At 72.3% G+C, this 23,868-nt stretch carries 21 protein-coding genes; 9 read left to right on the forward strand and 12 right to left on the reverse strand.

Translation table 11 applies throughout. The features are described 5' to 3' along the window. Positions 1–289: 289 nt before the first annotated feature. On the reverse strand, positions 290–1,342 hold the full coding sequence (locus tag POL25_RS10030; protein ID WP_272085716.1) for a hypothetical protein: 1,053 nt from the start codon (positions 1,340–1,342) through the stop codon (positions 290–292). 281 nt (positions 1,343–1,623) lie between these two features. On the opposite strand from POL25_RS10030, the gene POL25_RS44195 reads away from it, so the two are divergent. Beyond that, the gene (locus tag POL25_RS44195) at positions 1,624–1,776 is read left to right on the forward strand and encodes a DUF1328 domain-containing protein (protein WP_272085717.1); all 153 of its coding nucleotides are present in this window, start codon (positions 1,624–1,626) and stop codon (positions 1,774–1,776) included. Positions 1,777–1,965: 189 nt separating this feature from the next. Here POL25_RS44195 and POL25_RS10040 read toward each other — a convergent pair whose 3' ends face one another. Both POL25_RS10040 and POL25_RS10045 read right to left on the reverse strand, forming a co-directional pair. Beyond that, complete coding sequence (locus POL25_RS10040) at positions 1,966–2,424, reverse strand: carboxymuconolactone decarboxylase family protein (protein ID WP_272085718.1); 459 nt, start codon at positions 2,422–2,424, stop codon at positions 1,966–1,968. Next, positions 2,421–4,130 (reverse strand): glutamine--tRNA ligase/YqeY domain fusion protein, encoded by a 1,710-nt coding sequence (locus POL25_RS10045; protein WP_272085719.1) that lies wholly within the window; start codon positions 4,128–4,130, stop codon positions 2,421–2,423. Before POL25_RS10045 ends, POL25_RS10040 begins: the two co-directional genes overlap by 4 nt. A gap of 109 nt (positions 4,131–4,239) precedes the next feature. On the opposite strand from POL25_RS10045, the gene POL25_RS10050 reads away from it, so the two are divergent. Then, positions 4,240–4,866 (forward strand): hypothetical protein, encoded by a 627-nt coding sequence (locus POL25_RS10050; protein ID WP_272085720.1) that lies wholly within the window; start codon positions 4,240–4,242, stop codon positions 4,864–4,866. A 182-nt stretch (positions 4,867–5,048) separates the two neighbouring features. Here POL25_RS10050 and POL25_RS10055 read toward each other — a convergent pair whose 3' ends face one another. After that, positions 5,049–5,621 carry a hypothetical protein gene (locus tag POL25_RS10055; RefSeq protein WP_272085721.1) on the reverse strand — a complete coding sequence of 191 codons (573 nt, stop codon included), beginning with the start codon at positions 5,619–5,621 and terminating at the stop codon, positions 5,049–5,051. Between the two features lie 1,266 nt (positions 5,622–6,887). On the opposite strand from POL25_RS10055, the gene POL25_RS10060 reads away from it, so the two are divergent. The 3 genes from POL25_RS10060 to POL25_RS10070 all read left to right on the forward strand — a co-directional run bounded on the left by POL25_RS10060 (position 6,888) and on the right by POL25_RS10070 (position 9,733). Continuing rightward, on the forward strand, positions 6,888–8,099 hold the full coding sequence (locus POL25_RS10060; RefSeq protein ID WP_272085722.1) for a cytochrome P450: 1,212 nt from the start codon (positions 6,888–6,890) through the stop codon (positions 8,097–8,099). 581 nt (positions 8,100–8,680) lie between these two features. After that, positions 8,681–9,205, forward strand: coding sequence for a hypothetical protein (locus POL25_RS10065; RefSeq protein ID WP_272085723.1), 525 nt, complete (start codon positions 8,681–8,683; stop codon positions 9,203–9,205). Between the two features lie 42 nt (positions 9,206–9,247). Continuing rightward, positions 9,248–9,733 carry a GNAT family N-acetyltransferase gene (locus POL25_RS10070; RefSeq protein ID WP_272085724.1) on the forward strand — a complete coding sequence of 162 codons (486 nt, stop codon included), beginning with the start codon at positions 9,248–9,250 and terminating at the stop codon, positions 9,731–9,733. Between the two features lie 99 nt (positions 9,734–9,832). Here POL25_RS10070 and POL25_RS10075 read toward each other — a convergent pair whose 3' ends face one another. From POL25_RS10075 to rpsT, 6 genes are all read right to left on the reverse strand, one after another. Beyond that, positions 9,833–10,162: an SCP2 sterol-binding domain-containing protein gene (locus POL25_RS10075; RefSeq protein WP_272085725.1), complete on the reverse strand. Its 330-nt coding sequence runs from the start codon at positions 10,160–10,162 to the stop codon at positions 9,833–9,835. 276 nt (positions 10,163–10,438) lie between these two features. After that, positions 10,439–12,778, reverse strand: coding sequence for a serine protein kinase PrkA (locus POL25_RS10080; protein WP_272085726.1), 2,340 nt, complete (start codon positions 12,776–12,778; stop codon positions 10,439–10,441). 130 nt (positions 12,779–12,908) lie between these two features. Next, the gene (locus POL25_RS10085; RefSeq protein ID WP_272085727.1) at positions 12,909–13,448 is read right to left on the reverse strand and encodes a hypothetical protein; all 540 of its coding nucleotides are present in this window, start codon (positions 13,446–13,448) and stop codon (positions 12,909–12,911) included. 10 nt (positions 13,449–13,458) lie between these two features. Beyond that, positions 13,459–16,179 (reverse strand): carboxypeptidase-like regulatory domain-containing protein, encoded by a 2,721-nt coding sequence (locus POL25_RS10090; RefSeq protein WP_272085728.1) that lies wholly within the window; start codon positions 16,177–16,179, stop codon positions 13,459–13,461. After that, positions 16,179–16,574 carry a RidA family protein gene (locus tag POL25_RS10095; protein ID WP_272085729.1) on the reverse strand — a complete coding sequence of 132 codons (396 nt, stop codon included), beginning with the start codon at positions 16,572–16,574 and terminating at the stop codon, positions 16,179–16,181. Before POL25_RS10095 ends, POL25_RS10090 begins: the two co-directional genes overlap by 1 nt. 133 nt (positions 16,575–16,707) lie before the next feature. Then, complete coding sequence (gene rpsT, locus POL25_RS10100) at positions 16,708–16,983, reverse strand: 30S ribosomal protein S20 (protein WP_272085730.1); 276 nt, start codon at positions 16,981–16,983, stop codon at positions 16,708–16,710. Positions 16,984–17,158: 175 nt separating this feature from the next. Here rpsT and POL25_RS10105 point away from each other — a divergent pair, with 175 nt between their 5' ends. From POL25_RS10105 to POL25_RS10115, 3 genes are all read left to right on the forward strand, one after another. Beyond that, positions 17,159–18,013, forward strand: a complete 855-nt coding sequence (locus POL25_RS10105) for a peptidylprolyl isomerase (RefSeq protein ID WP_272085731.1) — start codon at positions 17,159–17,161, stop codon at positions 18,011–18,013. A gap of 203 nt (positions 18,014–18,216) precedes the next feature. Further along, positions 18,217–18,522 carry an antibiotic biosynthesis monooxygenase gene (locus tag POL25_RS10110; protein WP_272085732.1) on the forward strand — a complete coding sequence of 102 codons (306 nt, stop codon included), beginning with the start codon at positions 18,217–18,219 and terminating at the stop codon, positions 18,520–18,522. Continuing rightward, positions 18,519–19,679 carry an iron-containing alcohol dehydrogenase gene (locus POL25_RS10115; RefSeq protein ID WP_373372087.1) on the forward strand — a complete coding sequence of 387 codons (1,161 nt, stop codon included), beginning with the start codon at positions 18,519–18,521 and terminating at the stop codon, positions 19,677–19,679. Before POL25_RS10110 ends, POL25_RS10115 begins: the two co-directional genes overlap by 4 nt. A 150-nt stretch (positions 19,680–19,829) precedes the next feature. On the opposite strand, the gene POL25_RS10120 is transcribed toward POL25_RS10115, so the two are convergent. Both POL25_RS10120 and POL25_RS10125 read right to left on the reverse strand, forming a co-directional pair. Beyond that, positions 19,830–20,759, reverse strand: coding sequence for a PA14 domain-containing protein (locus POL25_RS10120; protein ID WP_272085734.1), 930 nt, complete (start codon positions 20,757–20,759; stop codon positions 19,830–19,832). Continuing rightward, on the reverse strand, positions 20,756–22,504 hold the full coding sequence (locus tag POL25_RS10125) for a glycosyltransferase family 39 protein (RefSeq protein WP_272085735.1): 1,749 nt from the start codon (positions 22,502–22,504) through the stop codon (positions 20,756–20,758). The genes POL25_RS10120 and POL25_RS10125 overlap by 4 nt, the downstream gene beginning before the upstream one ends. 441 nt (positions 22,505–22,945) lie before the next feature. On the opposite strand from POL25_RS10125, the gene POL25_RS10130 reads away from it, so the two are divergent. Beyond that, positions 22,946–23,815, forward strand: coding sequence for a hypothetical protein (locus POL25_RS10130; protein WP_272085736.1), 870 nt, complete (start codon positions 22,946–22,948; stop codon positions 23,813–23,815). The last annotated feature ends 53 nt before the right edge of the window (positions 23,816–23,868 follow it).

Below are 23,868 nucleotides of genomic sequence, written 5' to 3' on the forward strand. Positions count from 1 at the left end.
CCGCGCGGGCTGCATGTCCATGCAATGATCCATTTCCCGGTGCGAGCAATGAGCAATCAGCGCGTTCGCGCGACCCGGCGCGCCCGCGATCGCGGCCGCCCGCGGCCGTTCGCCGGCGATCGCCGTTCGCACGCCGCTCCTGCCCGGTGCGAGTCGCGCACGCCGGAGCACCGGTGTGACGCGTCGCGCCTGGCCCGCCGCACGCGAAGGCCGCGAAGCCCGGGTCACCCCCGTGCATTCGCGGCCAATCGTCGGACCGTATGCGACGTTTCTCTGCGCCCCGCCGCGATCACAGCCGGCGACGCGGACGATCCTTGCGCAGCCGCGGCCCGGAGGCGCGACGAGCCAGCTCGTCCATGAAGCCGACATCGTCGAGGTCCGGCACGCGCGTGCGGATCTGCGACATCAGCTCCTCGACGTCGGGCTTGTCGCTGCCGCGGTGGAGCTCGTCGACCAGGCTGAGCAAGAGCCGCTCGGAGCGGGCGCGGTCGGCCTCGATCCGGCGCCGCAGCACCGACGAGCGGACCACCAGGGCGATCACGATCGCCAGCGCGAAGCCCAGCACCCAGGCGATGATCTGGCTGATCTGGATGCCCTTGTGCAGCGTGTGCTCGAGCCGGTTCCACAGCGAATCCTCGAACTGACCGAGATCGCGCCGGACCTGGAGCTCGGACAGCGCGTCGGCGGCGCCGAGCACGAGCTGCTTGCTCGCCTCACGCGACACGATGCTCACCACCGGCACCAGCTCGTCGCGCAGCGCCGCGCGCAGGGCCGGGGCCAGGTCCGCGCGCACCATCTTCGCCATGCCCGGGCCCAGGTCCTGCTCCATCACCTTGCGCAGCGCCGGGCCGAGGTCGTCCGACAGGCCCTTGCCAGCCGACTGCGTCAGCGCCGTGACCGTCGAGCGCGTCAACGCGTCGACCATCGCGCTCGCCTCCTGGCGCGTCTTCGGCGACAGCGCGGTGTCGATGTTCTCGCGGATCGTCGCCGCCAGCGCCGGGCTGATCTGCTCGCGCAGGCTGGTGCTCGCGGCCTTGGCCATCGCGTCGAGGTAGCGGCTGCTCGCCTGGCGCAGCGCCGCCTGCCGCTGCTCGTCGGTGAGCCCGTCCAGCGCCCCACCGACCAGCGTCGCCGTCAGCTCGCGGCTCGCGGCCTGGAGCTGCGGGTCCTTCAGCAGCTTCTGGATCCGCGCCTGCGAGTCCGGGTCCTCGAGGAACCCCACTGTCTCGTCCAGCGTCGCCGGTACTGCCGTGCGGACCACTCCTTCGGCGGTGATACAGCCGGGAGCCGCGGAGACCAGGAGAGCGATCAGAGAGACGCCGCGCAGGTTGATGGGTCGCATGCGAGAGCCATGGACAGCTTCGCGTCGCGAGCCAGCGCCCGATGCATCGGACCCGCTGCAGGCCCGAGGCCACGCCCGGCGAAACCCCGGAAAGCGGGCCGCGAGCGCCCGATCCGGCCGTCACCAGCGAGCGCGCGTCGTGGCCTCAAGATCCCATAAGAAGCCTGCTTGGCGGAAGATGCGCGGCAGTTTTCATCGCGAATCGACCTCGTCGCTTGACACGGTCCGCACCTCGATCACGGTTCCGTTGGGAGCCGCAAGGCCCCGAATGGAGGTCCACCGTGCTTTACTGGTCCATCGTCTTCTTCATCGTCGCCCTCGTCGCCGCCATCTTCGGCTTCGGTGGCCTGGCCGCCGAGACCGCCTACATCGCCAAGATCCTGGCGTTCATCGGCCTCATCCTCGCCGTCGTCACCTTCGTGATGCGCCGCTGATTCGAGCGCGACTGTTCAACCTGTCCCGCGGGACAGCTCGCCTCGCCGACCCCGCGAGGCTCGAGTTGTCCCGCAGGCCCCCTCGCCGCGGAGCCGTGACTCACGACTCCGCGCTCGTCATTTCCGGCGCGCCGCCGCGCCGTCGCTACCACCGGTCCCAGAGGACATGTCCCGCAGGACAGGCTCGCCTCAGGGCCCGACGGGATAGCGGCTGGCGACGGCGATCCGGTTCCACAGGTTCATCTGGATCGCCAGCCACTCGACCGCCGCGATCTCCTCCGAAGACAGCACCTCGGCGGCCTCGGCGTAGATCGTCTCGGGGATCTGGTCGTGGGCGACGAGCGTGACCGCCTCGGTCAGCTCGAGTGCCGCGCGCTCCTTGTCGGTGAAGTACTGGGTCTCGCGCCAGGCCGGCAGCACGCTGAGGCGGTCGCTGGTCTCGCCGGTGGCCAGCGCGTCGCGGCTGTGCATGCGCACGCAAAAGGCGCAGTGGTTGAGCTGCGACGCCCGCAGGCGCAGCAGGTGGACGAAGCCGTCGGCCAGGCCGGCGGCCTTGGCCCGCTGGGTCACCTGCGCGTCGAGGGCCACCACCGCCCGGTAGAGCTCCGGCGCGGCCTTGCCGAGGTTGACACGATCGTCCTGGTTCATCGCTTGTCCTCCTTGGCCTCGAGCTTGGCCCACGAGTCGCGCAGGCCGATGGTGCGGTTGACCACCAGGCGCTCGTCGTCGCTGTCGCGGTCGACGCAGAAGTAGGCCAGGCGCTCGAACTGGACCCGCGTGCCGGTCGGCGCGGCGGCCATGCTGGGCTCGACCTTGGCGCCCTGGACCACCTCGAGCGACTTCGGGTTGAGGTTGTCGAGGAACGTCTTGCCCTCGGGCGCCTCGTTCGGGTCCTCGGTCATGAAAAGGCGGTCGTAGAGGCGCGCCTCGACCGCCAGCGCGTGCGCGGCCGACACCCAGTGGATCGTGCCCTTGATCTTGCGGCCGGCGTTCGGCCCGCCGGGGCGCGACGCCGTGTCGAGCGAGCAGCGCAGCTCGATGATCTCGCCCTGCGCGTCGCGGACGACCTCGTCGCAGCGGATGATGCCGACGTGGCGCAGCCGCACCTCGGCGCCCGGGCTCAGGCGGAACCAGCCCTTGACCGCCTGCTCCTTGAAGTCCTCGCGCTCGATGAACAGCTCGCGGCCGATCGGCACCCGCCGGGTCCCGCGCGCCGGGTCGTCGGCGAAGTACGGCGCGTCGATCCACTCGACTTCGCCCGCCGCCCAGTTGGTCAGCGTCACCTTGAGCGGGTACAGCACGCCCATCACCCGCGGGCTGGTCGCGTTGAGGTGCTCGCGCAGCGCGTGCTCGAGCAGCGTCACGTCGATGAGCCCGTTGCGCTTCGACACCCCGACGCGCTCGCACAGGTTGCGGATCGCTTCGGGCGTGTAGCCGCGGCGGCGCAGGCCCGCGAGCGTCGGCATGCGCGGGTCGTCCCAGCCCGAGACGACCCCGTCCAGCACCATCTGCTTGAGCTTGCGCTTGCCCAGCAGCGTGTAGCTGAGGTTCAGCTTGGCGAACTCGATCTGCTCCGGGTCGCCCGGGACCGTCAGCTGGGCCAGGATCCAGTCGTAGAGCGGGCGGTGATCCTCGAACTCGAGCGTGCACAGCGAGTGGGTGATCCGCTCGAGCGCGTCCGAGATGCAGTGCGCGTAGTCGTACATCGGGTAGACGCACCACGCGTCGCCCGTGCGGTGGTGATGCGCCTTCTTGATGCGGTAGATCGGCGGGTCGCGCATGTTGATGTTGCCGTGCTCGACGTCGATCTTGGCGCGCAGCACGTGCTCGCCCTCCTCGAACTCGCCGGCGCGCATGCGGCGGAACAGGTCGAGGTTCTCGTCGACGCTGCGGTCGCGGTACGGGCTCGCGGTGCCCTTCTTGTAGAAGTTGCCGCGGTAGGCCTTGATCTCGTCCGCCGTGAGGCTGTCGACGAACGCCTTGCCGGCGCGGATCAGGTCCTCGGCGAAGTCGTACAGCTTCTGGAAGTAGTCCGACGCGAAGTACTTGTGCTCGCCCCAGTCGAAGCCGAGCCAGCGGATGTCCTCCTGGATCGACTCGACGAACTCGACGTCTTCGGTGACCGGGTTGGTGTCGTCGAAGCGGAGGTGGCAGCGCCCGCCGAACTCGGCGGCCATGCCGAAGTTGAGGCAGATCGACTTGGCGTGGCCGATGTGGAGGTAGCCGTTGGGCTCGGGCGGGAAGCGGGTGAACACGCGTCCATCGCGCCGGCCCTGGGCCAGGTCCTGGGCGATCCGCTCGCGGATGAAGTTCGAAGGTCCATCGTCGACGGGCGGCTGGCTCTCGCTGGTCATGGCGACCCGATCCGTACTCCAGATGGGCCCGCAGGGTCAAACGGCGGCCCGCGGCGGCATTGTGGCGGGAAATTTGCCCCGCCCGCGCGGGCCGTGTTTCCCTCGCCCCGTGAGCCCCGGATCTCCGCGCTGGACCGCCGTTCGGGCCTTCCTCGGTCGGCACGCCTACGTCGCCCTGGCGGCCGGCGCGCTGCTCGTGCTCACCCGCACCGTCGACTTCGCCCCGCCGCCGCTCGTCCGCCCCGACCCGTCCGCGCACGGTGGCGCCGGCGGGCCGGTCGAGGTCCAGGAGTTCTCGCCCGAGCTGCGCAACCCCCGGGTCATGCAGCTGCGCCTGGTCCTGCGCCGCTACGACGACCCCAAGCTGCCGGTCAAGGCCGACGACCACGCCCTCGACGACCGCGGCGACGTGCTGTCCTCGCCGCTCGTCACCGCCGTGGTCGGCACCGAGGCCGCTGTCGACCAGAAGGTCGGCCTCGAGGGCGGCGACCTGCAGGTCCGCCTCGGCCTGCGCGCGACCCCGCGGCTGGGCCCCGGCGGCGCGACCACGCTCGAGCACACGCTCGAGGTCCACAGCGAGCGCGCCGGCTGGCGCGGCCACCCCGAGCGCCCGGTGTTCGTCGCCGGCGGCGTGGCCTCCGAGCTCGAGAACCGCAGCCAGCGCTGGGTGTTCGCCGTCGACGACCACCTGTTCAGCCTCGACCTCGAAGCCGTGCGCCCCGGCGGCCCGGTCTGAGCGCGGGGCCGACGCACGGCGCCGGGGCGTAAGAGCCCCCCTGGACTCGCCGTCCGCGGCTCACGAGCGCCGCACGCGGCCGTTCTCTTGCATGGTCGAAGCGACATGCGCTTTCCAACATGCCCTCGGAGACATGCCCTCTCGGACATGCTCTTCGGGACATTCCCGCGAGGACATGTCCGTCAGCGCCGGTACGGGTCGGCGACGCGGGCCAGCAGGGTCGCCTCGAAGGTGCGCAGCGCGAGCATCGTCCGCCGCAGCTCGGCGAACACGTGCGCCAGGTCGGGGCCGTCCGGGTACAGCACCTCTTCCCACAGGTCGTCGCTGCGGTCGAACACCCCGCGGCGGAACAGCGCCGCGTAGAAGGGGGCCGGCCCGAGCCCGAGCCCGAGCAGGACCAGGCGATCGCGCTCGTCGAGCCGGCGGAACAGCAGCAGCCACTCCCACAGCGCGCGCCGGGCCTCGCCGATCGCGCGGTCGTAGGCGTCGCAGCGGGCCCGCCGACCCCACGGCGTCTCCGGGGCCAGCGGGTTGTCCCAGTCGGCCAGCGGGGTCGCCAGCGCGTGCCGCACGACGCGCGCCTGGCGGGCCAGCTCGCCGAGCCCGCGGCTCAGGTGGGCCGTGCTCGGATCGTCGTCGCCGTCGCTGAGGGCCAGCAGCTCGCGCAGCCGGGCGTCCCGCTCGCGCTCCCGCGACCACCAGCGCGCCGCTGCCGCGGCCGTGACCCCTGCGCCGACGGTGATCGCCCAGCTCATGCCTTTTAAAAGATGATCGACGCCGGGCGCGAACTCAAGGGCGCCGGGGGGCGCACATTCGCCCGCGACATGTTCTTTAGGACATGTACGAACATTGCCCGCCCGCCGCGCGACGCCGACGCGGTCGCGCCCTCGCGGCGCTCGCCCGCGCTGCAGCGCAGAGCTCGCCCCGGCGGCCGCGCGTCCGGCCGGTTCGGTCCCGATCGATCCCGCTGCGCGACTCCCGTCTCGCTGGCTCACCCGCATCACCTCCGCCTCGCCTCGTCTCGCGCCGGTTGCTCGGTCGCCTGGTCTCCTCGTTCTCCGTCGTGTCCGTCTCGCGTCGGTTGACCCGTCGCTCGTCGCCTCCTCGCTCCTCGCATCCGCCTCGCGTAGACGCTCCGTCGTCGCGCCTCCTCGCCCTTCGTCGCGTCCGTTTCACGTCGTTGCCCCGTCGCCTCGTCTCTCCTTCGTCGCCCCGTCCTTCCGTCGCGTCCGTTTCGCGTCCTTGCCCCTTCGTCTCGCCCCGTCCGTCCGTCGCGTCCGTTTCACGTGGGTCGCTCTGTCGCCACGCCTCGTCGCCTCGTCGCCTCGTTCGTCGCCCCGTCCTTCCGTCGCGTCCGTTCACGTGGGTCGCTCTGTCGCCGCGCCTCACCGCCCCGTCTTTCCTTCGCCTCGTCTCGCTCGGCAGCGTCACCTCGTTCGCGTCCTTCGGCTCCGACACTTCCGCTTCGCCCCGTCGCATCGCTCTCTGCTTCGACGCGACCGTTGCCTCTCTTCCCGCCGCATCTCGTTCTGCTCCGTCGCTCCGCGTCACTTCCCCCTGCTCTGCCGTCGCCTTCGCTCGTCGCTCGTCCCTTCGCTCCCCTCCACCGCGGCCCGCCTGGCCGCTTCACGCCTGTTCCGTCTCACCGTGAGGCTGCACAGGCGCGGGATCCGGGTGACCCGCGAGGCCCCAGGGCTCGGGGCCCGACCTCCCCGCCTTTCGCGTCAGCCTCCACGATCAGGCATATGCTGTTGCAACGACCTCGGTTCACGCAGCGGTCAAGCCCTCCCCGATCCGCTCTCGCCGACCTCGCAAGGCCCGCCGCCCTGCCTCCTGGCTGTTCTCGTGGCGCTCTCACGAGGGTTTTCACTGACGCGCGCCGACGCGGTCGAAACCATTGCGTCACGCGATCACGTGACCGGACGGTCGACCGGACAGCGAGGCCGAAAGACGTCTCGTGTTGGCTCCACCGTCATCGCAGGCGCAAAGCTCGCGACGCTGCTACCGTGGGCAATAGCTGGATGACTGCGAGCCACGACGTCCGTCCCTTCCTCGACCTCCACGGAGCCGAATACTCGCGTGACCCGCACGGGGCGATCCGGGCCGCGCGCGAGCAGAGCTGGTGCGCGGACACGGTGATGGGTCCGGCGATCCTGCGCTACCGCGAGGTCCAGGCCGCGCTGGCCCAGCGCTCGCTGCGGACCCCCGGACCTGACTTTTTGGCCATGCAGGGCATCCACGACGGCCCGCTGGTCGAGATCATGTCGGGCTTCTTGCTCAACACCGACGGCCCCGTGCACGATCGGCTGCGCCGGCTCATCAGTCGCTCGTTCACCGTGCGCCGGGTCGAGGCCGTGCGCCCGCAGATCGTCGCCATCGCCGGCGAGCTCGCCGACGCTCTGGTCGCCAAGGATCGCTGCGACCTCGTGGCCGAGTTCGCCGACCCGTTCGCGCGCCGCGTGCTGTGTGCGTTCGTCGGCATCCCCGCCGACGCCCAGGCCCGCGTGCGCCGCTGGACCGCCGACCTCGGGCTGATGTTCGGCCTCAGCGTCGCCAAGCACCGGGCCCAGATCGAGGCCTCGATGATCGAGCTGCGCGGGTTCATCGACGGGCTGATCGCGCTGCGCCGGCGCGACCCGGTCGACGACCTGCTCAGCGAACTGGTCGCGGCCGAGGCCAACGGCGACATGCTGACCGACACCGAGCTGCGGGCGATGATCGTCACCTTCATGTCGGCCGGCAGCGACACGGTGCTGAACCAGCTCGGCCACGCCTTCGCGGCCTTCGTCGAGCACCCGGACCAGTGGCGCCTGCTCGCCGCGGACCCGTCGCTGGCGGCCAACGCCGCCGAGGAGGTGGTCCGCTTCTCGCCGGCCGCGCTGCTCGGGGTGCCGCGCATCGCCACCGCCGACGTCGAGGTCGCCGGCCACGTGTTCCCGCGCGGCAGCTTCATCCTCCCGCTCACTGGCGCGGCCAACCGCGACCCGCGGGTCTTCACCGACCCCGACCGCTTCGACATCACCCGCCAGCGCGACGTCCACCTCACCTTCGGCGGCGGGATCCACTACTGCCTCGGCGCCGCGCTGGCCCGCACCCAATTGCAGGTCACCCTGCCGATGCTGGCCACCCGCCTCGGCGAGCTCCACCCCGACGGCCCGATCCCCTGGCTGCCGCCCACCGAGGCCGTGTACGGCCCCCTGAGCGTGCCCGTGGCCTACCGCGCCCGCGGCTGAGGCCCGCGGCCGGACACGGCGCCGCCGGTGCGGAGGTTCGCCTCGGCGAGCGCCGCTCGTGCGATAAGAAAGGGCCGTTCGTGCTCGGCAACGACGCCGCCGCTCATCCCCTCGAGCCCGAGCTCGACGTGTCCGGCGACCCGTTCGCGGCCAATCCATCGACCTGTCCCTTCAGACAGTTTATTATGCGCCCGGTCTCGCCGCCGCGGGTCCGCCCGACGCGCCGGGCTCGGCCTTTGTCCGCGCGCGATCGCCTGCTCGCCCCGCCATCCTCGCCGACGGCTCGCGCGCTCGCCGGGTCGCCCGATCTGGCGCTCCTGACGTATGTGCATAGCCGGCGGCTCGAGCCCGCCGGGTCGGCGCCACCGGCGGACTGCAGACAATCGCGGCCCGCGGCGCGGCGACCGGAGCGGGGCCGGTTTCGCCTGCGAAGGGCCGCCGGTGGGGAAATTCGGGCCGTCGGCGCCATCACGCTCGGGTCCGCTGCATTGGTGCCAGTCGTGGCTCCGGGCCATAAGCCCAGCGACCCCTCGGCGCGCCCCGGACCGGCCGGCGCGGCGCCAGGTTCAAGGAGATTCGCCATGCTCGCACGTTCATGTCTGACCTTGCTGCTCTGCTGCACCTCGACCCTCGCGGCGGCGAAGGAGCCCGCGCAGGTCGCGGCCGCGCAGGGCCCTCTGCGCCCGTTGGCGGCGCGCAATGTGGAGCCCGCGAACCAGCCGGCGCCGCTGATCCCTCCTGGCCGCGAGCCCGACCTCGTCCCGCCCGACTACAAGCGCGACTGGCAGACCGAGCAGCGCTTCTTGCAGGCCGGCACGGGCGCCTCGTGGGCCCTCGCGGGCCTCGGCACGATCGGCCTGGCCGTCCCGCTGGGCATGCTCAATCGCTGCAACCAGGCCTCCGACGCCGGGGCCATGATCGACTGCAGCCAGCAGCGCCGCACCGCCGGCATCATGGCCCCGATCCTCGGCGTGCTCACCATCGCCGCGATCATCCCCGCGGTGATGTTCACGCGCCGCCTCGTCAAGCACGACGACAAGAAGCCTGGCAAGCAGCGCCGCACCGCCTTCGGCGTCAACGCGGGCGGCCTCGCGCTGCAGTTCTGAGCGCGCTCGCTCGCCGGCCGGCCCCCGCGTATCCTCGCGGCCATGCCCGCCCGCCTGCGCACCGCCGGTCCGTCCGACGCCGCCGACATTCACCGCCTGATCGTCGACCTCGCCACCTACGAGCGCGAGCCGGACGCCGTGGTCGTCACCGTCGACGGGCTGCGGGACCAGCTCGCCGCCGAGCGTCCGCCCTTCGAGTGCATCCTCGCCGAGGACGACGACGAGGCGGTGGTCGGCTTCGCCCTGTTCTTCCACAACTACTCGACCTGGCGCGGCCGCCCCGGCCTCTACCTCGAGGACCTGTTCGTCGATCCCACGCGGCGCGGCCGCGGGATCGGCAAGCAGCTGCTCGTGCGCCTGGCCCAGCTCGCCGTCGAGCGCGGCTGCGCCCGCATGGACTGGGCCGTGCTCGACTGGAACGCCCCGGCGATCGCGTTCTACGAGGCGCTCGGCGCCCGCGCGGTGGCCGACTGGACCATCTTCCGCCTCACCGGACCTGCGCTCTCGGACCTGGCCCGGACGACATGACCTTTCGGTCATTGTGATGACCACCGCTCCGCGCGGACGAATCACCGCACGCCGGATTCATGCCCCGTCGCTACCGGCCGGCGCCGGATCAGCGCGCGGTCACAGGCGCGACAGCTGATTGACGCGAGCCACCAGCGACGAGCTGCCCATCACCACCAGGCGGCCCGCGGAGGCCAGCGCCTCGGCGCTGCTCGGATCGCCGGTGACGAGGCTCTTGAAGTCGGCGCTGTCGATCGCCAGCTCGCACTGGGCGCCCGGCCAATAGCCGGCCCACACGCCCGTCTTGGCCCGGGTGACCTCGACCCACCATTCGCCCCCGCCGGGTCCGGAGATGCGGAATTGATAGGTCCCGCCGATCTCGGCCGCGCCCGCCGGATTACGGCGGAGGGCCGCCGGCAGGTCCTCGTTGAAAAAGCGCTGGACGTTCATCCGCGGGTGCCCGAGGCCACGCTGCCACGCTGTTCTGCTGGAGTCAACGCTCGCGCACCGCCGCAAGAATCGCAGGAGTTCCCCTCGTGACGCGCCTTATTTGGCCATCTCAGTGAGTCCGCGCTCGGCCGGCGCACCAATGGTGGGATCCATGCCCACTGCGACATAACACGCGGTCGTGCGCGTGCTGCGATTCACGGCTTCGCTGCGCGCTGCGAGGCCCGCGCTCACGCGAATGGTCGTTCGCGTCGGCGCGGGCCGCGACCTGCCGGTCCGTCAGTAGCGCGCCTTGGACAGCTGCACGAGCGTCTCGCGCAGCGTCTCGCGGGTGTGGCGTTCGCGCCTGAACCCGCCGTCGTGGCTGCCGAGCAAGATCTCGAGCGCCCGGCGGGCGACCTGCTCTTCTTGCGGGACGAGCGGGTTGTCGGCGCGGCGGTCGTCGGCGAGGAGCTCGAGCATGCGCTGGATCCCGCGGGCCACCACGCCCTTTTGCTGGCGGTAGTAGTCGTCGCGCAGGCGGTAGAAGTAGTCGGCGAAGATCTCGGCGTAGGCCGGCTCCTCGTCGGGGTGGCTGAGCGCCCAGGCGCCGATCCGCGACAGCAGGTCGGTGCGGAAGTGCGGGCCCGCCTTGGGGTCCATCGTCTTCTCGAGGCCCTGCATGAACTTCTCGTCGGGGTCGCGCAGGTTGCCGGTGACGGGGTCGAACATCTTCTCGCGCTTGACCGCGTGCTTGACGTGGACCACGTATTTCTTGAACACCTCGAGGTAGCGGGCCTCGTCGACCAGGCCCATCGCCTCGCGGACCTCCCAGTCGGACGCGCTGAGCCAGTAGTTCCAGGCCGCCGCGGTGATGCTGCCCTCGCCGTCGAGCAGGTGGAACCCGCTCGCCGCCTTGGGCAGCAGCATCCAGCGGTGGTTGAGCGCGTCGGCCATGAACTTGCGCAGCTCCTTGAACAGCCGCGGCACGGTCACGCAGGTGGTGCCCGGCTCGCTGGCGGCCGCCAGCAGCACGCGCTTGAGGTCGCGGACCGAGGCGCCGAAGCTGCCCTCGTAATCGCCGAGCAGGTGCTCGGCCCCCTCGGCGCGCACGACCGCCTGGGGGAACCGCTCGAGGTGCATCTGCGGGACCGCCAGCAGCAGCTCGCGGGCCTCGTCGCTGGTCAGGCCGGCGGGCACGCGGCCGTAGGCGTAGAGGTCGGCCTTGTCGAGCGGTCCGAGGCGCGACAGCACCGCCTGCAGCTTGGGCGAGTAGTCGGCCGGGTTGGGCGGGCGCAGCCGCGTCATCACGCCCCACAGCGCGAGGATCCGCGGCACGTGCGGGGCGATGTGGATGCCCCGCAGCACGTCGCCGACCTGCTCCTGGTAGACCTTGCGCTCGACCCGGTAGTCGAGCAGGTACGGCACCGGGATCAGCTCGAGGCGCCCGCGCAGGCTCTGGTACTCGCCCGATCGCAGGGCGCGGAACTCGAGCAGGTTGAGGTCGTTGGCCGAGCCGGCGAACACCACGTCGAGCGCCAGCACCACGTGCTCGAGCGCGACCTGGCCCGACTCGGTGGCCGTCAGCAGGTACTTGTAATGCTCGTACGGCCGCTTCAGCAGGTCGCTGAAGTTGATGAGCCCGCGGTTGGCGTCGACCAGGTCGCCCTGGCAGGCGAACAGCACCTGGCCGCCGATGGCCGGCGGCAAGCTGGCGTAGGCGCGGTCGCCGGTGACGGGGAAGCTGCGCGCGTCGGCGGTCTGCTTGGGCTCGACGGTGACGAGCCCGCTGCGGTACTGCCGGCTGAGGAACAGCCGCTCGACCTGCACGTGCTGGTACACCTTGCGCAGGTCGCCCTGGTAGATGTTGAGCAGGGCGTCGAAGATCCGGCGGTTGCGCTGCGACAGGTCGCCGCGCAGCGCCGCCTCGCTGATGACGAAGTGCTCGAGCCCGCTGTTCTTCGGGTCACGGGCCTGCGCCCCCCGCAGCTGCGACTGCAGCAGCGCCGCCCGCTCGGGCACCGGGATCAGGTAGAGCGGCGGGTCCTTGTTCTCGTCGCTCAGCTTGGCGTCGATCGCCTCGGCCCCGAGCTTGGCGAACGTCGCCTCGCCGATCGAATCGCTCCACGACCCGCTGCCGAAGCCGATGCCGCCGCTCTTCGAGCTCTTGCTCGGGAACACCCACGAGAAGCGATAGAGCGCCCCGCCGTCGGTCTCGGAGTAGGCCTCGAGCCCGCGCATCGCCGCGTCGAGGAAGGTCGTCTTGGCCGAGCCGTTGGGCCCGTGCAGCAGCAACAGCTTGTTGACGCGGCCGATCCGGACGAAGCCGTCGAGGGCCTCGTAAAAGGCGTTCTGGGCCGGCTCCTGGCCGACCAGGCGGCCGGTGCCGCCGTCGAACTCGCAGTCGAACAGCTTGAACCGCGCGACCTTGCCGCTGGGGATCCGGACATCGCGGCGGCCGTAGAACTCGAAGCAGTCGCGCAGGTACTGCGCGGCGTTGCGGGCGTGGACGTGCGGCTGATCGCACAGCAGCTCGAACCACTCCTCGAAGCTGAGCACCCGACGGGTGCTCTCGAACTCCTGGGCGACCGCGGCCGCCAGCGCCTCGATCCTCGTCTTGGCGCTCACTGGCTCGTCCATCGCTGCCTCCGTTCGCGTCACTTCGCGGTGACGAGAAGCTCCATGGTAATCGAGCTCGCCGCGCTCGGCAAAAAGCCAGGCGGCCCGGGGCGCGAGGCCGACCTCGCGAACGTTGTTCGCGAGGCCCGCGCTACTTCACGGCGACCTTGAAGTCGACCTTCTGCGTGACCGGCGAGCAGGCCTCGTCCTGGCACACGGCGAACTTGAACTCGCCCGTGAACGCCTTGTCCCCGGCGGAAGTCGGGGTGAACTTCACGGCGAATTCCGCGCTCTTCTCGTCGAGCTTGGCGGCGTCGGCCTTGGCCAGCTCGGGCTTGGGCAGCGTGACGCCGTCGGGCGCCGACAGCGCGAGCTTGGTCGGGAAGTCGAGGTTGATGTGCCAGGGGCCCTGCGGCACGGCCGCGACGGTGATCACGCCCTCGCGGCCGACGGCGGCGTCGGCCGGCGGGGTGATGCGGAGGGCGAAGCGGTCGTCGCCGGGACCGTCGACGAGCTTGACCTTGTCGCCAGGCGGGGTGGCATCGGCGGTGTCGGCCGGCTTCGGGGCCTCGGCGACCGGCTTGGTCTCCGGGCTCTTGGCTTCAGGGGTCGCCGGCTTCTTCTGGTCGCCTCCGCAGGCGGCAGCGAGACCGAGCACCAGCAGCGCGTAACGCGGCGAACGAATGGTCATGGCGCGCGAATCATAGCCGATCGAAGCGCAGGTCAACCTCGCGGGTCACGTGGCCGCGGCGGACGTCGGTCTGTAAAGTCACGGGTGCGAGCAGCTCCGCGAGCCCCGGCGGTGGGATCGCCTCGACCGTGACGTCGCCCTCCGGCAAGCCCTCCACCGACCAGCGCCCTTCGGTGTCGCTGGTGGTCTCGGCCAGCACGGTGTTGCCGTCGCGCGTGCGCACCGAGAGGCGCGCGCCGGCGACCGGCTCGCCGCGCTCGTCGGTGACCTCGCCGTCGAGGCCCGCAGCCTCGTCGAGGTCGACCACCAGCGTGGCCGGGGCGCCGCCCGCAGGCCGCGCGACCGAGTTGCCCACGCCGACCCAGCCGGGCGCCTCGACGCGCACGCGCACCCGCTCGCGCGCCAGCCGGGCGGCCCGCACCTCGCCGGCCTCGTCGGCGGCCCACACCTGGCCGTCGACCTCGACGCGCGCGCCGGCGATCGGGTCGCCGCTGCCGGCGGCGCGCACGACGACCTCGAGCGACCAGCCGCGCGCGAGCGTGAGCTCGACCGGCGCGTCGCCGCGGCTGGCCTTGGCGATCTTCAGGCGCTTGCTGGCGGGCGCGTATTCGGGGTGGTCGAGCTCGAGCGTGGCTGTCCCCGGGACCAGGTGCGCCAGCTCGAACAGCCCGCGCGCGTCGGTCCACGTCACCTCGGTCGGGGCCAGCTCGCCCGCGGGCAGCAGCGTCACCCGCACGCCGGCGATCGGCTGGTCGTTGCCATCGCGAACCCGGCCCTCGAGCCCGCCCTCGGCCGGTTGCAGGACCTGCTCGATCGCCGTCGCTCGCCCCTCGAGATCGACCTCGAGCACCGCCGGCACCATGCCCGCCGCGCGGATGATGATCCGCTGCTTGCCGCGGCGATGGCCCGCGCTCCACACGCCGAAGCCGTCGCTCGTCACCACCGAGCCGTCGGCCAGCTCGATGCGCGCGCCGGCGATCGGCTGGCGGTTGCCGTCGAGCACGCGCCCGCCGAGCGGCACGCCCTGGCCCAGCGTCAGCACCACCCCGTCCTCGCGCTCGCCCGGCGTGAGGTCGACGACCACCGTCGCCGAGCCCGCGTGGTCGCCATGGACCGCGCGCAGGCGGTAGCGCCCGGGCATCAACGTCTCGAGCGAGAAGTCGCCGCGCTCGTCGGTCTCGGCCCAGGTGCCGACCGTCTCGTCGTCGCCGACCAGCGGGATCGGGGGCACCGCCCCGCGCGTGACCCCGAGGCTGCCGCCCCGCTGCAGCGCGGTGAACGTGCGCGCGCGGATCATCGCCTCGCCGGGGCTGTAGAGCGTGTCGGCGTCGACGAAGATCCTGGCCTCGGGGACAGGTCGCCCGTCGTCGTCGATCACCGTGCCGGCGATCCGGCCCGGGCGCACCAGCGTCAACGTCTGCCGCGCCGGCGCCTCCTTGCCGACGTCGACGGACAGTGACTCCGAGGGCAAGTAACCGTCGGCGTCGGCGCGCACCACGTAGGGGCCGGGCACCACCGGACCGAGGTCGGCCTGCCCGCGGTCGTCGGCCTCGGCGATCTGCTGCAACAGACCGACGCTGGCGTAGCCGAGGGTCACGCGGGCGCGCGGCACCGGCGAGCCGTCGGGGCTGACGACCTCCACCGGCACGCGCTGGGCGGCGATCAGCGCCAGGCTGACGTGCGCGCCGGGGCTCAGGTTCTCGAGCGGGATCGAGGCGTACTCCTGCTCGCCGGGCCGCTCGGCCCGCACCTGCGCGACCAGCCCGTAGACCCCGTCGACCAGGTCGCCGAACAAAAACTCGCCGCCCGCGCCGGCCGGCTGCACGAGCGGCGGCCACAGCGACGAGCCCTCGAGCCGCACCTGCGCGCGGCTCACCAGCGCCGGGTCGCCGACCACCGCCCCGCCGAGGTCCTGCAGCGAGTCGACCACGATCACCACCCCGGCCTCGGGCGCGAACGCCTCGATCACCGACAGCGCGAACCCTTGCCCGGTCGCGCGCAGGCGCAGCGGCCCGGCCGGCACCGTGTCGAGCACGAACGCCCCGGCCGCGTCGCTGTCGATCCGCCACGGCTCCGGCTCGCCGAGGCCCGGCAGCGGCGTCGCCTCGATGCGCACCCCGACCACCGGCTCGCCGCGCCGATCGATCACCTGTCCCTTGAGCCAGGAAGCCGGCCCGAGCGCCAGCGTCGGCAGCACCGCCTCCGTGCCCGCCTGCGCCGGCGCCGTCAGCACCCCGCGCAGGTGGCCTGGCACCAGCACCTCGATCGTCACCGCCGCCGCCGGTCCGGCCGGCAGCGCCAGGTCGAGCGCGAACTGGCCCTCGGCGTCGCAGCGCGCCTCGGCCAGCAGGAACCCGCCGCGCCACGCCCGCGCCTTGCACTCGCGCGGCGGCGCCAGCGGCACCGGCGGCCCCTCGGCGCCTGGCTCTTTGTCCAGGGCGCTTGGGTCATAGCCTTCAGGACCGGTCTCATCGGACATGTCCTTCGCGCCAGGAGCTTCGACCGGCGCCGGCGAGGCCACCCCGACCTCGACCATCACCTTGCCGCGCACGCGCGCCGGCGGGGCGGTCTCGTCCGGCGCCGCGGTCGCCTCGGCGGGCGGCTCGCCCGTCCCGCCCGCGACCTCGCCGACCTGCCCCGCCTCGCGCCCGCAGCCGCGCAGGAGCAGCCCGCCGGTGGCCGCGAGGGCGACGACCAGGCCGACGAGCAGCGCCTGGGTTCGTCGCTGCATCAGCCGACGGCGATCGCGTCGATCTCGACCAGCACGTCCTTCGGCAGCGTCGCCACCGCCACGGTCGAGCGGGCCGGGCGGTGGTCGCCGAAGTGGCGCCCGTAGATCTCGTTGACCGCCGCGAAGTCCTTCATGTCCTTGAGGAAGATCCCGCAGCGCACGACGCTGGCGAAGTCCATGCCCGCGGCGCGGAGGATCGCGGCGAGGTTCAGCATCACCCGCTCGGTCTGCGCCTTGATGTCGCCGTCGACGATCTGCATCGTCTGCGGGTCGAGCGGGATCTGGCCGGCGGTGTAGAGCGTGCGACCGCCGCTGACGACGATCCCCTGGCTGTACGGGCCGATCGCGGCCGGTGCGTCGGGGGTGGAGATGACCGTGCGGACGACGTCAGACATGGCGGTTAGGGTCGCCGATGCCCGGGGCTGGGGCAAGGGCGTTGCGAGCCGCGGCGCCGACCCAATACGAGGAGCGCGCCGGACCGAAGTCTGGCGCGCTCGACTCACGCTTGCTGCTGGGGCAGCCGGAGGCTCAGGCCGCCGGAGCGTTCTTCTTGTTGAACGCGAGACGCACGCGCGACGCGTAGCGCGACGCGGTGTTGCGGTGGATCACGCCCTTGCTGGCGGCCTTGCCGATCGCCTGCAGCGCGAGCGGCAGGTTCTCCTGGGCGCCTTCGAGGTCACCACCCTCGAGGGCCTTGCGCAGCCGCTTCATGTACGTCCGCATGGTGGACAGGTGAAATACATTACGCTCGCGCCGCTTGAGACGTTGACGGTTGCGCTTCTCTGCCGACTTGTGATTCGCCACGGCTCTGGTCTTCCTGGAGGGGAGGGAGCTTATGGACCGGGGGCGCGGCCCTTGTCAAGGCGACGACCGGCTGCCACTGTAGGCCGCACGCGCCGCGGTGTGCGGGTCCTCCGTGCCTTTGAGCCCGAGTTTTGCTCGTGCACGGGCGTCCCGACGCGTGTAGACCCTCACAGCCATGCCGACCTGCCCTTCGCTGCGCCCGTGGAGCCTGCTCGCCGCCTTTTTGGTCGGCTGCGTGTTCGTCCCGCCCCCGCCGCTGCCGGAGGAGATCGCTGCGATGGAGGCCGCCAAGGCCGCCCGCAAGTCGGGCCGCCCGTCGGCGCCGGGGGAGACCGAGGGCGAAGGAGGCGGCGGCGCCGAGATCGCCTTCAAGAAGGGCGACCCGGCCCCCGAGGGCCTCTCGCCGGCGCAGCTGCGGGCCTACAACGTCGCCCAGGGCGACCCGGAATCCGGCGAGTTCACCCTCGAAGAGGCCCTCGCCGGCCTGCCCGGCCGCCCCGACGACGCGCTGTGGGCCCTCCTCAAGACCCCGCGCGGCGTCCTCGAGTGTGAGCTGCACGTCGAGACCACGCCGAAGACCATCGCCAACTTCGTCGGCCTCGCCCGCGGTCTGCGCCCCTGGTACGACAAGGCCTCGGACGCGTGGGTCAAGCGGCCCTACTACGACAACTCGACCTTCCACCGCGTGATCCCCGGCTTCATGGTCCAGGCCGGCGACCCGACCGGCACCGGCCTCGGCAACCCCGGCTACCTGATCGAGGACGAGATCGATCCGGAGCTGATCCACGACGCGCCCGGCGTGCTCAGCATGGCCAACCGCGGCCCCAACACCGGCAGCGCCCAGTTCTTCATCACCCTCAACCCGACCCCGCACCTCGACGGCAAGCACACCGTGTTCGGCCACTGCAACGACGCCGCCATGCGCCTGGCCGACGACATCGCCCTGGTCCCGCGCGACGCCAACGACAAGCCGCGCGACCCCGAGCTGCTGAACGCGATCGAGATCGTCCGCCGCCCGCGCGCCCGCTGACGCGCGGCTGTCCGCAAAGACATCCGACATGTCCCCCCAGACATGTCGTGACTCGGTGCATCAGGCGGTGACATGCCCCTGAAGACATGTCTCCGAAGCCAGGCGACCGCGCCGGCCGCCCGCCGCCCGGCTCTCGCGGACCGCCGCTGCGCCGTCCCCTGACCGGCGCCGCCGGCCCGCGACATCCTCTGCTATGGTGGGGCGTGCTCGTCGTCCATGTCCACGTCCACGTCGTGCCCGACCAGGTCGAGGCGTTCCGGGCCGCCACCGTCGCCAACGCGCGCGAGAGCGTGCGCGAGCCCGGCATCGCCCGCTTCGACGTCCTGCAGCAGGAGGGCGACGCGACCCGCTTCGTCCTCGTCGAGGTCTACCGCGACGAGGCCGCGCCCGCGCGCCACAAGGAGACCGCGCACTACCAGACCTGGCGCGACGCCGTCGCGCCGATGATGGCCAGCCCGCGCACCAGCGTCCGCTTCGCCAACACCTTCCCGGCGGACGACGCGTGGTGATCCCGTTCGAGCTCGCGACCGCCGCGCGCATCGTGTTCGGCGTCGGCGTCGCCGCCCAGGTCGGCCCGATCGCCGCCGAGCACGGGCGCCGCGCCCTCGTCGTCACCGGCCGCGACCCGGCCCGCGCCGAACCTGTCCTCGAGGCCATGCACGCCGCCGGCCTCGAGCTGTCCGTGTTCACCGTCGCCGGCGAGCCGACGGTCGCCGACGCCGAGCGCGGGGTCGTCGCCGCCCGCGCCTGCGCCTGCGACGTGGTGGTGGCGATCGGCGGCGGCAGCCCGCTCGACGCCGGCAAGGCGATCGCCGCCCTCGTGCGCAACCCCGGCCCGCCGCTCGACTACCTCGAGGTCGTCGGCCGCGGCCGCCCGCTCGTCCACGACCCGGTGCCCTTCGTCGCCGTGCCGACCACCGCCGGCACCGGCTCCGAGGTCACGCGCAACGCCGTGCTCGCGGCCGAGGACCAGCGCGTCAAGGTCAGCCTGCGCAGCCCGAAGATGCTGCCGCGCGCCGCGATCGTCGACCCCGCGCTGACGCTGTCGCTGCCGCCGGCCGTGACCGCCGATTGCGGCCTCGACGCCCTCACCCAGTTGATCGAGCCGTTCTTGTCGCGCAGGGCCAACCCGATCACCGACGCCCTGTGCCGCGACGGCATCGCTCGGGCCGCCCGGGCCCTGCCGCGTGCGTTCGCCGACGGCAGCGACCTCGAAGCCCGCAGCGACATGGCCCTCGCCAGCCTGCTCGGCGGCCTCGCCCTCGCCAACGCCGGCCTCGGGGCCGTGCACGGCTTCGCCGGCCCGATCGGCGGCGCCTTCCCCGACGCCCCGCACGGGGCCGTGTGCGCCCGCCTGCTGCCCGAGGCGCTGCGGATCAACGCCCGCGCCCTGCGAGCCCGCGAGCCCACGAGCCCGGCCCTGGCCCGCTTCGACGAGGTCGCCCGCCTCGTCACCGGCGACCCCGCCGCCACGCTCGACCACGCGGTCGACCACCTGCGCGCCCTGGTCGCGTCGCTGCAGATCCGCCCGCTCGCCGCGTTCGGCCTGCGCGCCGCCGACCTGCCCGCGCTCGTCGAGCGCGCCCGCCAGGCCAGCAGCATGAAGGCCAACCCGCTCGACCTCACCGACACCGAGCTGCACGAGGCCCTGGCAGCCGCGCTTTAAGACATGCCCCTAACAGCATGCTCTTGAGGACATGCCCCATACGACATGCCCTTATCGACATGTCTTGACGAGCATGTTGATGATCTGACCGACGAGCCAGCGACGAGCGACTCCGTCCTGGTCTCACGGGCCTGTCGCCTTGCCGGGCGCTCACTCGCACGGGTCTTCTTCACCGGCCGGCCCGCGCGGCGCGTGCAGCATCGACGACGGGATCGGCTTCGGCGGATCGTCGGCGTCGAAGCTGGCCAGCACCTGGACATGGGCGTCGCCGGAGAACTCGCTGTAGTCGACGCGCACATGATGGACCCCGGCCGCGAGCTGGGCCTCGCCGCCGCGCGACTGCGTCTTGCCGCGGGTGCGGTTGAGCACGATCAGGTCGCCGTCGACGTAGACCCGCGAGCCGTCGTCGGAGATCGACTGGAAGATCGCCTTCGTCGGCGCGTCGAGGTGCAGGCAGCTGTCCCAGCGGACCGAGAACTGATCGGCCGGCACCTCGGCCATCGGCGCGTCGCGGCCCCAGTCGAAATCGACCGCGCGGTCGTAGCGGATCTGCCACTTCCCGCTGTGGTCGGCGCGGGCGTAGTAGGTCCCGCGCCACGGCTGCAGCGTCAGCGTCCACCACGGCCGCACCGCGATCAGCAGCACCACCGCCGCCGCCGCCGCGATCGCGGCCTTCCTGGTCCAGCCGGGCCGCCGCGCCCCCTCGCCGCGGGCCAGCGCGATCAGCCGCCCGAGCCGCCACGTGTGCGCCTCGACCTCCGCCCGCCCCAGCGGGAACTCGCGCGGCTCCCACGACGGCCGCGCCCGCTCGGCCTGCAGCGCCGGCAAAACCCGCCCCAGCTCCGTCACCGCTCGCGGACCGACGCCCGCCTGCAGCCGCGCCGGCAACCACCCGGGCAGATCGGCGATGTCCGCAGGAACATGTCCCTCGGGACAGACGCCGCGCGCCAGCGCCTCCCAGGCGCCGACGAGGTGGTGCGCCGCGCTGCGCGGCTCGCACGACGGGTCGACGGTCACCGCGCGCGCGGCCCGGTGGGCCGCCTCTGCCACGGTCAGAGCACGCTCGGTCTCGTTCATCATCCGCTCACCTCCTGATCCTTCTCGCTGGTCCTCGGCGCGGCCTGACGCGCGGGCAGTCGCCGGCGCGCCCCCTTCTCGGTGCGGTGCGAGATCGGCCGGTCGCGCAGGTCCTTCACCACATTGAGCGCCCCGCCCTCGCGCTCGACCGCGAACAGCTGCGGCGCGTCGGGGAAGCGCGTGTCACAGCGGTCGCGCAGGTAGCCGACGCTGAAGTCGGAGTACTCCCCGCCGGGCCGGGTCCTGAACGAGCGGAAGTTGGCCGGCACGTGCAGCCGCATCGCCTTGCCCGAGAGACAGCCCGTAAAGTAGTACACCGAGTCGAGGTACGTCGCGCGCTCGTGGTCCCACAGCCACCGCTGCAGCTTCACCATCGCCTCGGGGTTGGTGTTGCCGTAATAGTCGGTGTCGTAGTGACCGATCGCCCCGGCCACCCCGCCGATCAGGCGATTGAAGTAGACCACCTGATGCGGGTGCAGCCGGATCGACTGCGCCAGCAGATCGGCCAGCAGCGCGCCTGTCAGCGCCCACGCGACCGCCCGCGCCCAGGATCGACGCAGCTGCACGATCAGCGCCTCGGTCGTCACCGCCGCCAGCGCCACCATCGGCGGGACCACGAACAGGAAGTGGCGATAGCCGTCGTACAGCGGCGAGCCCTTGTACACCGCGTAGATCGGCGGCACGAAGATCGCCATCCCCACCACCAGCAGCGCCAGCGCCGGTCGCACGTGCTCGGGCCGTGCGCCGCGGCGCATCAGCGCCACCACACCCCACAGCGTACCGATCGCCAGCATCCCCAGCACCAGCTCCGGCGTCTGAAACCCGAAGTAATGCGGCAGGTACTCCCAGCCGATCTCGTAGTTCCACACGTAACCGTCGGCGAACGGCATCTTGCGCTGGTGCGCGTCGAAGCTGCTCATGCGCCGCAGCGCCACGAACGGCCGCGTCAGCGGGTCCAGCTGCGCCCACGGCCAGCCGATCAGCATCACCGCCCACGCCCCCGCGGTCACGCCCACGCCGATCGCCGCGACGCGTCGCACGTGGGCCGCCAGCGCCGCCCAGCTGCGCCGCAGCCACGCCGTGTGCGCGGCGAACAGACCCAGCGCCAGCGCGAGGAAGCAGAACAGGATCAGCCCGGCGATCCGCACGCTGAGCGCCAGGCCGATCGCCACCGCCAGCTTGGCCAGCGTCGCCCGTGACGGCCGCGGCAGCTCGGCGATCGTCACCACCATATAATAAAGGCTCCACGCGTAGGCGACCGCGAACGGGCTGTCCTTCGGGTTGTTGAACATGTGGCCCCACCACACCGGGTGGAGCGTCAACATCACCAGCGTCAGCAGGCCCACGCGCGGGCCCCCGAGCGCACGCCCGAGCTTCCACGCGCCCATCAGCCCGAGCACGCCGACGAGCCCGCCGAGCAGGTGGATCGCGGTGAAACCCTCCATCGGCGCCGCGATCGCGCGGAACATCGCCCCCAGCAGGTCGTAGCCGCCGCCGTAGAGATAGTTGATGCGGTACGTCAGCGCGCCGGTGTCGTTGAAACCCGACGTGTACCACTGGGCGATCCGCGACCCGTACGCGAGGTGCCACGCCTCGTCCCACGTGACCCCGTACTGGCGGAACGTCGCCAGCACCGTGACCAGCGTGCCCGCGAGCCACACCCACGCGACGCGGTCGTACGCCCGCGCGGACGCGGCCGGGTTCGACGGTAACAGGCGCGACAGCAACGACGATGATGCGTGGGACAAGCGGCCCGACCTCGAAAGCGCCCCCAGTGTGGCGAGCGCCGCGGCCGGTTCAAGCGATCGAACAATTGTTCGCGAGCTCGCGACCTCCGGGTCACGCGCGAGGCCGTCGGTCGCGACGGCGACGCAGCGCTGTGACAGGTCCCGCGCGCCCAGTGCTCCCGCGATCTTCCATCCCACCCCTCCGGCGCTCCCCCGCCCCCACGCATCACTCGCGCCCCCGGCGCGCGGAAAGCTTCCGCATCACCCGATCCTCCGCGCCCACCACCACCTGTCTCAAGAGACATCCTCATCCACATCTCCGCCCCCGAAGCCCCGCCGCCTCGCACTCCCTGTCCTTCAGGACATCTCGCTGACCTGCGAGTCCTCCCGGCCTCACCCTGCTCTCTGCCCGCAAACGCCCCCTCGGACCCTCGCGCCGCGCGTGTTAGGCTCGCCGCCGCCGTGACCGCCCCGACCGAAGCGCCGCCGGCCCTCGCCTCGACCGCCTGGCTCGCCCCCGGCCCGCTCCCGGCCCGCCGCGGCCTCGCCTTGCTCGCCTGGGGCCTCGCGCAGCCGCTGATCGGCCTGCGCGTCGTCGTGCGCGAGCCGGCCCTGCTGCGCGCCGCCGCCAGGCCCGTGCTGCTGTTCGCCGGCTTCTGCGTGCTCGTCGCCTTCATCGCCGAGGACGACGCCGCCGGACGGCTCGAGGTCTTCCTCACCACCCTCGTCACCCTCGCCCCGGCTCCGGTCATCCTGTTCGGCAAGACCTACCGCCGCCTCGCCGCCGCCGCCCGCGTCCCGCTCGGCCTGTCCCCTAGGACAGCCGAGATGCCACGGCTGTGGACCGCCATCGGCGACGCCGCCCGCCAGGCCGTCCTGCTCGCCATCGGCCTCGTCCCCGTCTGGCTCGCCTTCGAGCTCGTGCAGGCGTTCTGGCCCGACGCCGCGGACGGCTTCGTGTGGATCGCCTGGGCCGTCGGCGGCTTCTGGGCCCTGCACTGGATCGTCGTCGAGGCGCTCGACAACGGCCACACCGTCGACCCCGCCGCCGCCAAGGAGACGGCGCTGGTGCCCGTCGACCCGTGGTTCGTGCGCCTGTGGCAGTTCCCGCTGCTGCGCCGCTGCTCCGGCCTGCTGCGCCGGCTCAGTCGGCCCTGGCGGCGCGAGCTCGAGCTCGTCGCCCGCTACCCCGAGCTCGCGCTCGGCCTCGGCCTCGGCGTCGCCGCCATGATCGCCGTGCCGTTCGTCGCCCTGGTTTTCCGTCCGGCCGCGGTCGTCGCCGCGGTCCACGTGCTCGGCCGCGTCGAGCAGGCCGCCGCCCCGCCGCAGTGAGGCGCTTGCGAGCATGTCCCCGGGGGCATGTCCCCGAGAACATGCCCCGAAGG

It is taken from the genome of Nannocystis bainbridge, assembly GCF_028368995.1.
GTDB classification, from domain to species: Bacteria; Myxococcota_A; Polyangia; order Nannocystales; family Nannocystaceae; genus Nannocystis; species Nannocystis bainbridge.

Coding starts and splice junctions, on each gene's coding strand:
- POL25_RS10075 (WP_272085725.1), bottom strand. CDS start 10,162: ATGAACGTCCAGCGCTTTTTCAACGAGGACCTGCCGGCGGCCCTCCGC.
- POL25_RS10030 (WP_272085716.1), bottom strand. CDS start 1,342: ATGCGACCCATCAACCTGCGCGGCGTCTCTCTGATCGCTCTCCTGGTC.
- POL25_RS10090 (WP_272085728.1), bottom strand. CDS start 16,179: ATGCAGCGACGAACCCAGGCGCTGCTCGTCGGCCTGGTCGTCGCCCTC.
- POL25_RS10070 (WP_272085724.1), top strand. CDS start 9,248: ATGCCCGCCCGCCTGCGCACCGCCGGTCCGTCCGACGCCGCCGACATT.
- POL25_RS10095 (WP_272085729.1), bottom strand. CDS start 16,574: ATGTCTGACGTCGTCCGCACGGTCATCTCCACCCCCGACGCACCGGCC.
- POL25_RS10045 (WP_272085719.1), bottom strand. CDS start 4,130: ATGACCAGCGAGAGCCAGCCGCCCGTCGACGATGGACCTTCGAACTTC.
- POL25_RS10080 (WP_272085726.1), bottom strand. CDS start 12,778: ATGGACGAGCCAGTGAGCGCCAAGACGAGGATCGAGGCGCTGGCGGCC.
- POL25_RS10040 (WP_272085718.1), bottom strand. CDS start 2,424: ATGAACCAGGACGATCGTGTCAACCTCGGCAAGGCCGCGCCGGAGCTC.
- POL25_RS10060 (WP_272085722.1), top strand. CDS start 6,888: ATGACTGCGAGCCACGACGTCCGTCCCTTCCTCGACCTCCACGGAGCC.
- POL25_RS10120 (WP_272085734.1), bottom strand. CDS start 20,759: ATGATGAACGAGACCGAGCGTGCTCTGACCGTGGCAGAGGCGGCCCAC.
- POL25_RS10085 (WP_272085727.1), bottom strand. CDS start 13,448: ATGACCATTCGTTCGCCGCGTTACGCGCTGCTGGTGCTCGGTCTCGCT.
- POL25_RS10105 (WP_272085731.1), top strand. CDS start 17,159: ATGCCGACCTGCCCTTCGCTGCGCCCGTGGAGCCTGCTCGCCGCCTTT.
- POL25_RS10055 (WP_272085721.1), bottom strand. CDS start 5,621: ATGAGCTGGGCGATCACCGTCGGCGCAGGGGTCACGGCCGCGGCAGCG.
- POL25_RS10065 (WP_272085723.1), top strand. CDS start 8,681: ATGCTCGCACGTTCATGTCTGACCTTGCTGCTCTGCTGCACCTCGACC.